At 69.9% G+C, this 13701-nt stretch carries 13 protein-coding genes; 7 read left to right on the plus strand and 6 right to left on the minus strand.

The window, feature by feature from the left end; all coding sequences use genetic code 11:
• Positions 1–23 precede the first annotated feature (23 nt).
• The 3 genes from ASF53_RS06660 to ASF53_RS06670 all read right to left on the minus strand — a co-directional run bounded on the left by ASF53_RS06660 (position 24) and on the right by ASF53_RS06670 (position 1516).
• Entirely contained in the window at positions 24–251 is a 228-nt protein-coding gene (locus ASF53_RS06660; RefSeq protein ID WP_056195800.1) for a hypothetical protein, read from the minus strand.
• Positions 252–411: 160 nt separating this feature from the next.
• Positions 412–948: a protein phosphatase CheZ gene (locus tag ASF53_RS06665; RefSeq protein WP_056195803.1), complete on the minus strand. Its 537-nt coding sequence runs from the start codon at positions 946–948 to the stop codon at positions 412–414.
• 184 nt (positions 949–1132) lie between these two features.
• The gene (locus ASF53_RS06670; protein ID WP_003604011.1) at positions 1133–1516 is read right to left on the minus strand and encodes a response regulator; all 384 of its coding nucleotides are present in this window, start codon (positions 1514–1516) and stop codon (positions 1133–1135) included.
• A gap of 303 nt (positions 1517–1819) precedes the next feature.
• Here ASF53_RS06670 and ASF53_RS06675 point away from each other — a divergent pair, with 303 nt between their 5' ends.
• Positions 1820–2833 (plus strand): bifunctional riboflavin kinase/FAD synthetase, encoded by a 1014-nt coding sequence (locus ASF53_RS06675; protein ID WP_056195806.1) that lies wholly within the window; start codon positions 1820–1822, stop codon positions 2831–2833.
• A gap of 129 nt (positions 2834–2962) precedes the next feature.
• On the opposite strand, the gene ASF53_RS06680 is transcribed toward ASF53_RS06675, so the two are convergent.
• Entirely contained in the window at positions 2963–3967 is a 1005-nt protein-coding gene (locus ASF53_RS06680; RefSeq protein ID WP_056195812.1) for a 2-hydroxyacid dehydrogenase, read from the minus strand.
• 327 nt (positions 3968–4294) lie between these two features.
• On the opposite strand from ASF53_RS06680, the gene ASF53_RS06685 reads away from it, so the two are divergent.
• The gene (locus ASF53_RS06685) at positions 4295–4888 is read left to right on the plus strand and encodes an SH3 domain-containing protein (protein ID WP_056195818.1); all 594 of its coding nucleotides are present in this window, start codon (positions 4295–4297) and stop codon (positions 4886–4888) included.
• An 87-nt stretch (positions 4889–4975) separates the two neighbouring features.
• On the opposite strand, the gene irrA is transcribed toward ASF53_RS06685, so the two are convergent.
• Entirely contained in the window at positions 4976–5476 is a 501-nt protein-coding gene (irrA, locus tag ASF53_RS06690; RefSeq protein ID WP_056195823.1) for an iron response transcriptional regulator IrrA, read from the minus strand.
• A gap of 288 nt (positions 5477–5764) precedes the next feature.
• On the opposite strand from irrA, the gene fabA reads away from it, so the two are divergent.
• From fabA to ASF53_RS06715, 5 genes are all read left to right on the plus strand, one after another.
• Positions 5765–6304, plus strand: a complete 540-nt coding sequence (gene fabA, locus ASF53_RS06695; protein WP_056195827.1) for a 3-hydroxyacyl-[acyl-carrier-protein] dehydratase FabA — start codon at positions 5765–5767, stop codon at positions 6302–6304.
• A gap of 174 nt (positions 6305–6478) precedes the next feature.
• Positions 6479–7705, plus strand: coding sequence for a beta-ketoacyl-ACP synthase I (gene fabB / locus ASF53_RS06700; protein WP_056195832.1), 1227 nt, complete (start codon positions 6479–6481; stop codon positions 7703–7705).
• A 465-nt stretch (positions 7706–8170) separates the two neighbouring features.
• Entirely contained in the window at positions 8171–9001 is an 831-nt protein-coding gene (gene fabI / locus ASF53_RS06705; protein WP_056195835.1) for an enoyl-ACP reductase FabI, read from the plus strand.
• Positions 9002–9068: 67 nt separating this feature from the next.
• Positions 9069–9830, plus strand: a complete 762-nt coding sequence (gene fliP, locus ASF53_RS06710) for a flagellar type III secretion system pore protein FliP (RefSeq protein WP_056195840.1) — start codon at positions 9069–9071, stop codon at positions 9828–9830.
• Between the two features lie 56 nt (positions 9831–9886).
• Positions 9887–10288: a DoxX family protein gene (locus ASF53_RS06715; protein ID WP_056195843.1), complete on the plus strand. Its 402-nt coding sequence runs from the start codon at positions 9887–9889 to the stop codon at positions 10286–10288.
• A gap of 3 nt (positions 10289–10291) precedes the next feature.
• Here ASF53_RS06715 and ASF53_RS06720 read toward each other — a convergent pair whose 3' ends face one another.
• Positions 10292–13630 carry a hypothetical protein gene (locus tag ASF53_RS06720; RefSeq protein ID WP_056195846.1) on the minus strand — a complete coding sequence of 1113 codons (3339 nt, stop codon included), beginning with the start codon at positions 13628–13630 and terminating at the stop codon, positions 10292–10294.
• Positions 13631–13701: the final 71 nt, after the last annotated feature.

Below are 13701 nucleotides of genomic sequence, written 5' to 3' on the forward strand. Positions count from 1 at the left end.
CGGGTGCGGTCGGTGGACGGGGGTCAGCCCCGCGCGGCGTCGCGCTCCATCCGCTTGCGCAGCCGGGAGGCTCCGTAGATCTTCGCAAGACGCTGGCGCGCCGCATGAACCGGCGGCGCCGCGCGCTCGGCGCGGGCGGCTGCGATCACGAGAAGCGTCGTCGCGATGGAATGGTGCATTTGCCCCTGCGCGCGGGCGCGGTCGAGGGCATCGCCGGATGCGCGATCGGGCAGCAAATCGAAGTTCGCCATGGTCCAGCCCCTGCGGAGTCCCTCACTCGGATCCCGCACCCTTTTTCAGGGACGACCGTGACGGCTTTTCGCAACGGCGATGTTCGGAACAAGGCAGCTTGGCCGTAACGGCCGGCCGATGGCGGCCCCGTCCGAGGCCGCTCTTCGCTTGGCCCGTGGGTCAGGCGAACAGGGCGTCGATGGCATCCTGCGCGGTGGCGGGGCCGCCCATCTGTGGGCCGTTGAGCAGGAGCGACTCGTTGCGCTTGCGCCGGTCGATCTCGATCTCGTCGATGCCGGCCGCGTCGCGGGCTTTCACGGCGGCGCTGAAGCGGGCGAGCCGCCCTTCGAGCTGGCTCATCGCCTCCGCCACCTTGGCGATGCGCTGGCCGGTGATGTCCTGGAAGGTGCAGGCCTCGAAGATGTCGTAGATCTTGGCCTCGACCGCGTCCCGGTAGCCCGGTCCGTCGCGCAGGGCGAGCACGGCTTCGGCGGTGCTCATGATCGAATTGGTCGCGCCGGCCGTCGCCGCGACCACCTCGCTCAGCTCCTCGTGGACCATCGGCAGACGGTCACGCGTCAGCTCGTTGGCCCGCAGGATCGCGATCGCGTCCCGCAGACTGGCGATGTAGTCCGCGATGTCGAGAAGCTCCTTCACCATCGCCGATGGATGGGAGTTCTGCGACCGGCCGTCGCGTGCCGTTGCCATCATGTTCATGGGCGATCTCTCGCGACGTTCTTGTGTTCGATCCGTTGACGGCCACCCTGAGGGACGGCCGCTCCTCCTATGCCGATCCCGACGGCATGAAGCCGGGATCGGCTCTCGTGACAGAGATCCGTCCGCTCGTTTCGGCTCGGCGCGCCTTCGTCCGGCGCGACGGTCCCTTGGCGGATTGTGCGCATCAGGCTCCGCAGACCGCCTCGATCTTCGACTTGAGGGTGGCGGCGTTGAAGGGCTTGACGATGTAGTTGTTCACGCCGGCCTTCTTGGCGGCGATGACGTTCTCGGTCTTCGACTCGGCGGTGACCATGATGAACGGCGTCGTGCGCAGGCCCTCGTCGGCGCGGACATGGCGCAGAAGCTCGTAGCCGGTCATCGGCTCCATGTTCCAATCCGAGATGACGAGGCCGTACTTGCGGCCCTTCAGGCGCGCCAGTGCGGCGGTGCCGTCGGACGCATCATCCACGTCCTCGAAGCCAAGCTGCTTGAGGAGGTTGCGGATGATACGCACCATGGTCTGGTAGTCGTCGACCACCAGGATAGGCATGCTGAGGTCGAGGGCCATATGACGATTGCTCCGTTGTCCCTGATCGATACTGACGGCGCGGCTCTCTCGAGCGATCAACGTCGCATCGACGCGTGCGAGCGGACCTGCCATCCGTTCCCAGACAATAGGTGGCGCGGATTGCGAAGCCGTTAATCCGGAGTCGTTCCCCTCGCTTGACCCGAGAGACTGATTTCGCCAAGTCTCCCGCGCTCTCCCGCCGTGCGGGGACGGGGCGGACGAGCCCGGCCGCGCCGACGCTTCCCGTCGCTGCTCCCGGCCGACACTCCCTTGAGACTCGCAGACATTCGATCGCAGGAGCCGATGCCCTCAGGCGACGAGAACGCCGTGCCGCCCGCCGGGACCGGCCCCCACCCCTCTTCGAGACCCTTCACGGTCTGCCGCGAGGACGACCCGGTGCCCCCGGCGCTGGCGGGTGCGGTCGCCGCGCTCGGCAATTTCGACGGCGTCCATCGCGGCCACCGCACGCTGATCGAGGCGGTGCGCGCCGAGGCCGGGTCACACCCCGCCGCCGTACTGACCTTCGAGCCACATCCGCGCGCGTTCTTCGCGCCCGACCAGCCGATGTTTCGCCTCACCGGCCCCAGCGCCAAGGAGATCGTGTTCGCGCGCCTCGGACTCGACGGTCTGATCGTGCGCCGCTTCGATGAGCGGCTGGCCGGCACCAGCGCGCGGGATTTCGTGGAGGGTTGGCTGCGCGACGGACTCGGCCTGTCCGGCGTGGTGATCGGCCACGATTTCCATTTCGGCCGCGGACGCGAGGGCTCGCCGGGGATGCTCGCCGAACTCTGCGCCGGGGCCGGCCTGTCCTGCCGCATCGTCCCTGCGGTCTCGGCCGATCCCGGCGACGCGCCGATCTCGTCGAGCGCGATCCGCGCCGCCCTCGCGTCCGGCGACGTGGCGCGGGCGAACGACCTTCTCGGCTATCGCTGGTTCGTGCTGGCCCAGGTGCGCCACGGCGACAAGCGCGGACGGACGCTCGGCTACCCCACCGCCAACCTCGCCCTCGAATCCTGCGGGCTCGCCCATGGCATCTACGCGGTGCGGGTGCGCCTCGCCGATGGCAGCCTGCATGACGGCGTGGCGAGCTACGGCCGCCGCCCGACCTTCGACGACGGCGCGCCACTCCTCGAAGTGCACCTGTTCGACTTCAAGGGCGACCTCTACGGGCAGGAGGTCGCCGTCGAGCTGCTGGCCTATCTGCGCGGCGAGGAGAAGTTTTCGAGCGCCGAGGCGCTGATCGCGCAGATGGATGTCGACTCGGCGCGGGCCAAGGCGGCCATCCGCACGGATCGCGTGCCGTCGATGCTCGGCTGAGGGTCGCTTTCGGCTCCGCCGTCCGACGAATTGCTCGCGGTCTTCGCGGCGGCGTGCAAACGGCCGCGCCGCGGGGCGGGGAGCCGAAGCCATCCCCCACCGCCGCAGCGACCAGGCTCCGGCCCGCCGTCAGAGCATGCTCGGCAGGATCCGGTCCGGCGGACGGTGGCCGTCCATGAAGGTCTTGATGTTGATGATGACCTTCTCGCCCATATCGGTGCGGCTCTCATGCGTTGCCGAACCCATATGCGGCAGCAGCACGACCTTGCCGGTGCGGGCGAGCCGCACGAGGCGCGGGCTCACCGCCGGCTCCTGCTCGAACACGTCGAGGCCGGCGGCCGAGATTTCGCCCCCCTCGATCAGGCGCGCCAGCGCGTTCTCGTCGATCACCTCGCCGCGGGCGGTGTTGACGACGATCGCCTCGGGCTTGAGCAGCTTCAGACGGCGGGCCGAGAGCAGGTGATAGGTCGCGGGCGTGTGCGGGCAGTTGACCGAGACGATATCCACCCGGGCCAGCATCTGGTCGAGGGATTCCCAGTAGGTCGCGTCGAGCGATTCCTCGATATGCGAGGGCACCCGGCGGCGGTTGTGGTAGTGGATCGATAGGCCGAAGGCCTTTGCGCGGCGGGCCAGCGCCTGGCCGATGCGGCCCATGCCGACGATGCCGAGGCGCTTGCCCGTGATGCGGCGTCCCAGCATCCAGGTCGGCGACCAGCCCGTGGTCCAATCGTCGTCGGGAATGATCCGCGCGCCTTCCGCGAGCCGGCGGGCGACCGCCAGGATCAGCGCCATGGTCATGTCGGCGGTGTCCTCGGTCAGCACGCCGGGCGTGTTGGTGACCGTGATGCCGCGCTCCAGCGCCCCGGCGACGTCGATGTGATCGACGCCGTTACCGAAATTGGCGATGAGCCGCAGGTTCGGTCCCGCCTGGGCGAGCAATCCGGCCCCGATCGCGTCGGTCACGGTGGGCACGAGCACGTCGGCCTCCCGAATCGCGGCCGAGAGCGCCTCCTGCGAGAGCGGCGCATCATCGTGGTTGAGGCGCGTATCGAACAATTCGCGCATGCGCGTCTCGACCGCGTCCGGCAGACGCCGCGTCACGACCACAAGCGGCTTGCGCTTCAACGACGACATGTTCCCTCCCCGACGACGCCGTCCGCATTCCCGTGCCTGCGCCGGACGCCACCCCGCTATGCCGCGAGGGGTCGGCTTACGCTCCCTTAACCATGGCGCGGCCAGATGGAGCGGAAGGCGAACCGGTTCCCCGGTCCGCTGCAGGACGTTCGGCCTCTCTAGCAGAGAGGTCGGCGAACACAATGCGGCCCTGACCCGGATGGATCAGTGCCGGAGGGCCGGCCGATCCTGCGCCGACCCATGGACGTTTCCGGCCTGTGCCCTCGCACGCGCCGAAACGCCACCGCCGGACCGACTTTTGGAGACACGGATCGGAGACGAGGCACGATGCGCCCGCCTGAGCTTCCCCCGATGAACCCCGCGCGCCTCGCGCTGCTCGCGGCCTTGTTCGCCCTGTTGATACCCCTGACCGCAGAGGCCGCGCCGGCCCCCGCGCCGGAGGTCGGCAAGGGGCCCGTAACCAAGCTGCCCCTGCCGCGCTACGCCAGCCTGAAGACCAACCGCGTCAACCTGCGCGAGGGCCCTTCGAAGGATCACCGCACCCTGTGGGTCTTCCAGCGGGAGGGCCTGCCGGTCGAGATCGTCGCCGAGTTCGAGACCTGGCGCCGCATCCGCGATTCGGAAGGGACCGAGGGCTGGGTGCTCCACTCACTGCTCTCGGGCCGCCGGACCGCGGTGGTCATTCCTCCTTCCGGCGAACGGGCCGACGCCGCCAAGGCGACGGTTCCGCTGACCGCCCGCGCCGACGAGCAATCGGCCGAGCAGGCGCGGCTTCAGCCCGGCGTCATCGGCAGCGTGAAGGGCTGCACCGGCTCGTGGTGCCGTCTCGTGGTGCCGCTTCCGGACAAGCGCGGCGACGTCGATGGCTATATCCGCCAGAGCCGGCTGTGGGGCGTCTACCCCGACGAGCGGGTGGAATAGGCCGAGCCACCATCACGCAAAAACGAGACAAGAAAAAAGGGCCCGGAAATCAGGGCCCTTCTTCGTATCGGGAGAGGCGGCGCCGAATCAGGCGCGGCCGGACACCTTGCGGCGGCGCAGACGCACGATCACTTCGACGCCGGCGATCTCCATGCCCTCGGGCGCGTCGGGCAGCGAATCGACCGAGATGCCGCATTCCGGCATATCGAGAACCTCGCCTTCTTCCTCGAAGAAGAAGTGGTGGTGCTCGCTCGGGTTGGTGTCGAAATAGGCCTTCGAGCCATCGAGGGCGAGCTGGCGCAAAAGGCCCGCCTCGGTGAACTGATGCAGCGTGTTGTAGACGGTCGCCAGCGAGACCGGCACCTTGGCGCGCATCGCCTCGTCGTAGAGCATTTCCGCGGTCAGGTGGCGGTCGCCGCGGCCGAACAGAAGCCAGCCCAGCGAGAGGCGCTGACGGGTCGGGCGCAGGCCGGCCCGGCGCAAGCGATCGCGCAGGTCCGAGAGCGGGCAGCCCCGACGGCCGGTCGCGTCGCCCGGAGAAGCGGACCGTGCGTTCAGCACGGCCTGGAGAGGCATCAAATCGGACATCGTCGGGAACGATTCCCAGTTATTTAGAATGAGTATAGGGTAGAAATTATACGGATCATGGAGCCCTGCGGCAACCCATGCCGAGGCCGACATCGGTTTGATACGTGGACGGTGCATGGCTCTCATCGATTCGGCGAGCGTTACGCCGGGCGTCGACTGAGCATCGGCCCTGCGCGAGGGCGGCTTGGTGGGCGCGCGGAGCCTGTGCTAACGAGGCGCCCATTCCATCACGCCTTGTCCGTTCGCACGCATCGGACCCGTCCGTCACCGAGGACCCGTACGTCATCCATGGCCTCTCTCGACCAGCAATCCGACGGCGCTTCACCGCAGCGCGCTTCGAGCTTCTCCTACGAGGATCTCCTGGCCTGCGGACGCGGTGAGCTGTTCGGAGCGGGCAATGCCCAGCTTCCGCTCCCGCCGATGCTGATGTTCGACCGGATCACCTCGATCGGGACCGAGGGCGGCGCCCACGGCAAGGGCCACGTGCGGGCCGAGTTCGATATCCGGCCGGACCTCTGGTTCTTCCCCTGCCACTTCAAGGACGATCCGGTCATGCCCGGCTGCCTCGGGCTCGATGCCCTGTGGCAGCTCGTCGGCTTCCATCTCGGCTGGCTCGGCGCCCTGGGCCGCGGCCGGGCGCTCGGCGTCGGCGAGGTGAAGTTCACCGATCAGGTGCTGCCGACCGTCGAACGGGTCGTCTACGGCATCGACATCAAGCGCGTGCGCCAGGGCAAGCTCGTGCTCGGCATCGCCGACGGCTGGCTCGAGGCCGACGGCCGGCGCATCTACGAGGCGAACGACCTGCGCGTGGCGCTGTTCCGCGCCTGAAACCGGCGCCGCCCGCTCGATCCTGCCGCTCGGTTCGGAGGGTTTTTCGCGCCGAACCGGCCGCCGGTTCGGCGCCGAGTGCGCGAAGCGCGGTTGAGATTGGCCGCGCATCATCCTAACTGACCTCCCCGAGGAAACGCCGCACCAGCCGCGGCGTCAGCAGCACGAGCCATCATGCGGCGTGTCGTCATCAGCGGGATGGGCATCGTCTCGTCCATCGGCAACAATACTGGGGAGGTTCTGGACTCCCTGCGCGAGGCCCGTTCCGGGATCGCCCGCTCCGAGGCGCAGGCCGCGCATGGCTTCCGCAGCCAAGTGGCGGGCGCCCCGACGATCGACCCCGAGGGCGTCGTCGATCGCCGCGCCATGCGCTTCCACGGCGGCGGCACCGCCTGGAACCACATCGCCATGGATCAGGCGATCCGCGATGCCGGCCTTGAGGAGCGGGAGATCTCCAACGACCGCACCGGCATCATCATGGGCTCGGGCGGTCCCTCGACCCGCACCATCGTCGAATCGGCCGCCATCGCCCGCGAGAAGGGGCCGAAGCGCGTCGGCCCGTTCGCGGTGCCCAAGGCGATGTCCTCGACTGCGTCCGCCACACTGGCGACGTGGTTCAAGATCCGCGGCGTGAACTATTCGATCTCCTCGGCCTGCGCGACTTCGAATCACTGCATCGGCAACGCCGCCGAGATCATCCGCGGCGGCCGGCAGGACATCATCTTCGCGGGCGGTTGCGAGGAGCTGGACTGGACGCTCTCCGTGCTGTTCGACGCCATGGGCGCGATGTCCTCGCGCTACAACGACACCCCGGCCCGCGCCTCCCGCGCCTATGACGTGAATCGCGACGGCTTCGTCATCGCCGGCGGCGCCGGTGTGCTGGTTCTGGAAGAGTACGAGCACGCCAAGGCCCGTGGCGCGCGGATCTACGGCGAGATCGCCGGCTACGGCGCCACCTCCGACGGGCACGACATGGTCGCCCCCTCCGGCGAGGGCGCGGTGCGGTGTATGCGTCAGGCCATGGAAGACCTGAAGGGCGCCAAGATCGACTACATCAACCCGCATGCCACCTCGACGCCGGTCGGCGACGACAAGGAGATCGAGGCGATCCGCGCGGTGTTCGGCAGCGGTGACGCCTGCCCGCCGATCTCGGCCACCAAGTCGCTGACCGGGCATTCGCTCGGCGCGACCGGGGTGCAGGAGGCGATCTATTCGCTCCTGATGATGAACAACGGTTTCATCTGCGAGAGCGCGCATATCGAGGAACTCGATCCGGCCTTCGCCGACATGCCGATCCTGCGCCAGCGCCGGGACGGGGCGCAGCTCGGCCACGTGATGTCGAACTCCTTCGGCTTCGGCGGCACCAACGCGACCCTCGTGCTCAAGCATCCGGACGCGTGAGAGACGGAACCGCTGCACGGCGCCTTGCCGTGCAGCGCAGTTTATCTCGCAGTTGCGAGAAGACAGGCCAAGCATAAGCCAAGCCTTAGTCTGATGGATTGGCGGAACCGACCAGTTGTCTTTGCGTTCCTGCTTCGATAGGCAGGTAACACCATGATCGTCTTCCTCGCTCTGCTCACCGTCTCCAGCCTGGCCATCGCGGCCGGCGTGGCGGTGCGCGCCAAGCAATCCCTGATCGACGACGCGCAGTCCGGAACCCGCGGCTACTTCTGAACGCCGGCCGCCCATCCGAAACGGCGTCCAGCCCCGTCGCATCCGCGCCGGGGCTTTTTCATGCCGGCATCCTCAGGCCTTTTCCCCTTGCCCGGATGCAAGCGGGTTCCACGCGTGGACAGGCCCTCGCCCGGCGGGCTAAGCCTCGGACAGGGCGCTGCGGCGCCGGGCCGAACGCGTACGGATAAGAGAATGACGGGTTTGATGGCGGGCAAGCGCGGCCTCATCATGGGGGTCGCCAACGATCATTCGATCGCGTGGGGCATCGCCAAGACCCTGCACCGGCACGGCGCCGAGCTCGCCTTCACCTATCAGGGCGAGGCGCTCGGGCGCCGCGTCGCGCCGCTCGCGGCCTCGGTCGGCTCCGATATCGTGCTGCCTTGTGACGTCGAGGATCTCGCGACCGTCGATGCCGCGTTCGCCACCCTCGATGAGCGCTTCCCCGAGGGGATCGATTTCGTCGTCCACGCCATCGGCTTTTCCGACAAGGCGCAGCTCAAGGGCCGCTACGTCGACGTCACGACCCGTGCGAATTTCTCGCGGACCATGACGATCTCCTGCTTCTCCTTCACCGAGATCGCCCAGCGCGCCGCGGCTCGGATGCCCCGGGGCGGTTCGCTGCTGACGCTGACCTATGCCGGCTCGACGCGGGTGATGCCGAACTACAACGTGATGGGCGTGGCCAAGGCCGCGCTCGAAGCCTCCGTCCGCTATCTCGCCAGCGACCTCGGCCCCGACGGTGTCCGCGTCAACGCGCTCTCGGCCGGGCCGATGCGCACGCTGGCCGGCGCCGGCATCGCCGATGCGCGGCTGATGTACAACCACCAGAAGGCCCACGCCCCGCTTCGGCGCACGGTGACGCTGGACGATGTCGGCAACTCCGCGCTCTACCTGCTCTCCGATCTCTCGGGCGGCGTGACCGGCGAGATCCACTTCGTCGATTCGGGCTACAACATCATCTCGATGCCCCGCCCGGCGGTGCTTCAGGCCCAGGACGAGGCGGGCGTCGTCGGCGATCTGTGATCCCACCGGCAGCGTGTCGTCGCGTCGCTTGTGCGCGCCCGCGTCACGCCGCAGGGTGCGGCCCGCGATGATCCCCTCCCCCCGCCAGCCCGTGCCGCGATCCCTCTCCCGAACGCTCGTCCTGGCCGCTCTCCTGCTCGTGGGCGGCGCGGGTGCGGCGTGGGCGCAGAGCGTCACCCTCGATCTCGGCGCGGGCGGCACCACGGAACGGGCGCTGCAGCTCGTCGCGCTGATCACGGTCCTGGCGCTCGCGCCCTCCGTGCTGGTGATGGCGACCTCGTTCACTCGGATCGTCGTGGTGCTGTCGATCCTGCGCTCGGCGCTCGGCACGCAGACCGCGCCGCCCAACACGGTGATGGTGAGTCTGGCCCTGTTCCTGACCGCCTTCGTGATGGCGCCGACGGCGCGCGAGGCCTACCGGACCGGCGTCGAGCCGCTGATGGCGGGCCAGATCAGCCAGTCCCAGGCGTTCGAGCGGGCCTCGGCGCCGTTCAAGACCTTCATGTTGCGCAACGTGCGCGAGAAGGACCTCAAGCTGTTCCTCGATATGGCGCGCCAGCCGGCCCCGGCGGGCCCGGAGGCGATCGGCCTGGAGATCGTCACCCCGGCCTTCATGATCTCCGAATTGCGGCGCGCCTTCGAGATCGGCTTCCTCCTGTTCATCCCCTTCCTCATCATCGACCTCGTCGTCGCCTCGGTGCTGATGGCGATGGGCATGATGATGCTGCCGCCGGCCACGGTCGCGCTGCCGTTCAAGCTGATCTTCTTCGTTCTGGTCGATGGGTGGACGCTGGTGGCGGGCTCTCTGATTCAGAGCTACGGAAGCTGAAGACTGCTACGCTTCGATTCGAGGTTGTGGCGGCCGCGTAACGAGGACGCCGACGCATGGATCTGACGACCACCACCACTCACTGGGCCCCGCGGATGCTGAGCATCCTGCGTATCGTTTCGGCGCTGATCTTCATGGCGCACGGCACGCAGAAGATCCTCGGCTTTCCGGCCAGCTCGATGAACCCGCCGCTGATGTCGCTGCCGGGCATCGCCGGCCTGCTCGAACTCATCGGCGGTGCGCTGCTCGTGGTCGGGCTGTTCAGCCGGCCGGTGGCCTTCATCCTCTCCGGCCAGATGGCCTTCGCCTACTTCATCGCCCACGCCCCCAAGAACTTCTACCCGGCCCTGAACGGCGGCGACGCGGCGATCCTGTTCTGCTTCGTCTTCCTCTACATCGCCTTCGCCGGCCCCGGCCCGTGGAGCATCGACGCGCAGCGCGGCCGCAGCCGCATCTAACCCTCACCCCGGCGGCGGGGACGGCGCCTCGGCGCGGTTGCCCGTCGCGGCGCTGCCAGGTTCCGGCACGGCGCTGTCGGGGTAGCGCTTGCGGTATTCCGAGAGGAAGGCCGCCAGCGTCTCCGCCTTTGTGGCCCGCAGGGCCGCATCGCGGAAGGCGGCGGAACGGGGTGCATCCGGCCGCGTCAGCATGGCGAAGGTGCGGGCATCCGCACTTTCGGCCATCGGCCCCGCGAACTTCGCCTTCAGCCGCTCGAGCCCGAGGGACTCGCCCGCGAGCCCGTAGGCGATGCCGGCCCGGATGACATCGGCCCGCGCCGTGTCGTCGAGGGGCTTTCCCGAGCGCCAGGCCGGCCCGAGGATCATCTCGTGCGCCTCGCCCGCCTCGCGCCAGCGCCGGGCCGCCCACAGGATATCGGCCCGCAGTCGCTCGGAATCGGCGCCGGTTTCGCCCTCGACGGTCTCCAGGGCGAGATCGGTGCGGGAGAGGTCCGACAGGGCGCGGGCGCGCAGCATCGCACGGGCGCGGCGCACGTCCTCGGGCAGTTCCGGCAGATGGGTCGCGTCGAGTGTCTGGAGCGCCTGGAGCGGCTTGCCCTCCATCAGCCGGATCGTGGCGAGCCGCGCCGAGACAGAGGAACGGGCCGTGCCCTCGAGCCGGTGATCGATCTGGTATTGCAGCAGCTCGTCGGCGGAATCGAGCAGGTCGAGGGCGACGAGGCGGTCGGCCAGCCGCCGCACGATCTCGTCGGCGCGCCTTCCGGCGGGCGCGAAATCCTTGAAGTCGAAATAGAGCGCCAGCGCCTCGACGCCGCCGAGCCGCTCGCCGCGGACGCCCAGGAACAGATCCTCAAACACGGCCAGGGCGCGCTCGTGCAGGGCGCGGGCGATCGGCGCCTCGGGGCTGAGCGCGTTGGCGCGGCGGGCGGTGGTGAAGATCTTGCGCCAGCGCCCGGCCTCCTCGTAGAGGCCGCCGAGCGCACCGAGCGTGCCGATCTCGGTCGGGCCGCCGTGCCAGGTCAGCGCCAGAACCTCCAACTGGTCGATCGCCTCGGGCAGGGGCGTCTTGCCGAGGGTGTGGCCGAGGGTGGCCGCGCGCAGGGTCGCCTCCGCCGCCAGCGGCCACGGCGCTTGGCTCCGCAGCGTCTCGTAGGCCGCAAACGCCGCCGCGCTGCGGCCGGTCGCCTCGTCCATCTTCGCCCGCAGCAGGGTTAGCCGGTCGCGGGTGTACTCGGTCGCGGCGCGGCTGGCGGCGATCGATTCGCGGGTGACCGCCTCCCAATCGCCGGTCTCGACCGCGGCCTCGGCGGCAGCGGCGTGGAACAGCGAGGCCAGCGGCTCGGGGTAACGCTCCAACACCGATTCGCCGGCACGCAGGGCGACGGCCGCCTCGCTCCACCGGCCGGCCAGGGCGTCGACGTAGCCGCGCCAGAGCCGGGCCTCCGGATTGGTGGCGAGCCGCTCATCCGAGAGCAGCTTGCGCGCCTCCTCGGCCCGCCCGATCCGGGCGAGCAGGATCCCGCGCATCAGCGCCGTCTGCCGGTCCCCGTCGATGACCACATCCTCGGCGGCGGCGGAGGTCAGCGCACCGAGCGCCTCGAAATCGAGATCGTTGGCCATCATCGCCCGGGCGAGGCCGAGGCGGGCACCGCCCCGGTCGCGGCGATGGGCCTCGACGGCGGCGGCAAGCCCCTCCCGCAGGGTCGCGCGCACGTCGCCGCGCTGCGCCCGCTCCCAGGCGTCGCGATCGACGGCCAGTTCCGTGACCGCCCCCACGGGCGGATCGGCGGGGCGGGAGATGCCTGACACCGAAAGACCGCCGTCGCGACCTTCCCTCGCTCCCTCACGGCCGATCGTCACGCCGTCGAGGTCCGGCCGCACGGTGAGGTCGTCGGCATTGGCAAGGACGGCGAGGCCGAGGCGGCTCGGAATCAACTCGAACTCGACGAAGCGCTGCGCCTTGACCACGCCCGCCGGGCGGCTTCCATCGGTGGTGACGACGGCGATGCGCTCGCCGTCGAGATCGAGCCAGCCGGCCGGGCCGGCCGCGGGCAGCCGCACGGTGACGCCGAGGCGGCCTTGGGTCGTCGGCGCGCGCTGGGCGGTCAGGCTCTCGCTCGGGGCGAGACCGTCGCCGGTCGCCAACTCCCATCCGGCCGGCTCGGTGACCGGCAGAAGATCCACGAGCCGCCCCGCGGGCGCGGTGAAGCGAAGGACGGTGAAGCTGCCGCTCCGCTGCGGCGGCGCCAGGGCGACGAGGCCGGTAGCACCGGGCGGCGGCACGGCGACCGGCTCGGTCGTGGCGAAGACGAGGGTGACGATGCCGCCGCGCTCGAACAACGCCGCCGGCACGCGCTTGGCGAAGGGGAAGACGAGGCCCGAGCCGGCCTTGCGCGACACCACGGCCGGCGCAGTCGGGCGCGGCGAAGCCTCGGCGTTCGGTGCGGCGGGACGCGCGGCCTCTTTCGGTGCGCCCTTCGCCTCAGTCGGCGAGGCTCCGACGGGCGGAGCGGGTGCGGTCGCGGTCTCGGGGGTCTTCGGCTTGGTGACGAAATCGATCGCCACGACATCCTCGTCACGCAGGGTGGCGAGTGTCACGCCGTCGGCCGGGCTCGCGACGATCCGCGCCTCGCCGGTCTCCGTCTCGACCGTGACACGTCCGAGATTCGGATCGAGGCGACCGCGGAGGGCGTGGTCGTCGATGCGCCACGCCCCCGGCAGCGTCAGGCGCGTGCCGGTGCCGTTCGGGGCGAAGGCCGCCTCGGAGCCCTCCGGCAGGCGAAGGGAGAGCCGGGTGCGGACATCGGTGCGGGAGAGTTCGAGGGTGAGCGGACGCGGCACCGGAGCCGGGTTGCGCGCCTTCAGGCTGGCTTCGGCGGCGGCGGCCCGGCGGGCGAGATCGGCCACCACTTCGGTGGGCAGCGGCGGCAGGAAGCCGTTCCAGCTTTCCGGCAGGAGATCGATGAAGACCTGTTCGCCGGCATCCTGCACGTTGACGCGGTAGGGCCGCTGCAGCGCGAGGCGCAGGGCCGAGCCGTCGGGGTCACGCCGCACCACGGTGACGTAGTCCGGCATCCCCGCCGCGATCCGCTCGGGACCGGGGCCGACGGTCCCGCCGAAATTGAGCACGAGGATCGCACCCGACAGCCGCGCCTTGACGGAGACCGGCTCATCGAAGGTGAGGACGATGCGGCCGAAGCCCTCCGGCGGCTGCGCGCCCTTGGCCGAGACGAGCCGGGCCGCCTCCGCCGCCGAGGCTGCGGCGCAGAGGCCGATGGCGAAGCCGGCGCGCAGGAGAGCCCTGCCCGGACGCCGCTTTGCCTGACCGGCCCGTCCCCCCATCGCGCGAAACGCCCGCCCTCAGCGGCGGCCGGCCGTTGAAGGCCGGGCGCCGAACGCCACTCGTGCCGGCA

Source organism: Methylobacterium sp. Leaf123 (genome assembly GCF_001423405.1).
Classification (GTDB): Bacteria; Pseudomonadota; Alphaproteobacteria; order Rhizobiales; family Beijerinckiaceae; genus Methylobacterium.